This window comes from Mesorhizobium sp. M7A.F.Ca.CA.004.04.2.1 (assembly GCF_004022825.1).
GTDB lineage: Bacteria > Pseudomonadota > Alphaproteobacteria > Rhizobiales > Rhizobiaceae > Mesorhizobium.
This window is the reverse complement of sequence record NZ_RZPH01001708.1, coordinates 1-555: the sequence shown is the minus strand read 5'-3', so window position 1 is coordinate 555 and position 555 is coordinate 1. Positions and strand designations below refer to the sequence as shown.

General features: G+C 65.0%; 1 protein-coding gene. It reads right to left on the bottom strand.

What is annotated here, in order from left to right; genetic code table 11:
• Positions 1–114: 114 nt before the first annotated feature.
• Positions 115–555, bottom strand: a 441-nt coding sequence (locus tag EN893_RS37120; RefSeq protein ID WP_281062553.1) for a flagellar basal body rod C-terminal domain-containing protein, incomplete at its 5' end; no start/stop codon positions are given.

The window sequence follows — 555 nt, the reverse complement described above, 5'->3', positions numbered from 1 at the left end:
GCGACCCTGCCGGTCGACGCTTCCTTCGTGGCTTTGACGAGTTCGGCCTGCATGCGCATCTGCTGGGAGCGCATGGCATTGGAGATTGCGGCCGAGGAGACTGAAGTCATGGAATTATCCCACCGCGTTGAGCAAGGCCGTCAGCATGTCGTCGACGGTTTTCATCATCCGGGCCGATGCCTGGTAGGTGTGTTCGAGGTCGAGCAGCAACGACATTTCCTGGTCGACATTGACCCCGGTCGCGTTGGACAGCGCTTCGGCGCTGCGCGATGCCAGTGCTTCCTTGGCATCGGAGGCGGTCGAAGCCTGCTGGCGCACGCCCTCGAACCAGCCGATCGAACTGGCGGCGTAGTCGGATACGCTGGAGGTTGCCGAAACGCCGGCGGCGGGGTCGAAAGTCATCGGCTGGTCGAGCCGGTCGCCATAGGCGACCAGAAGGGTGGAATAGGACGCGCCGCCGCCCGTGTTGGCGACATAGGCCGCACCATTGGCGCCGCCGTCGCGCAGCAGCGTCGGGTTGCCGCCGGTGCTCGGGTCCATCGCTGCATTGACGCC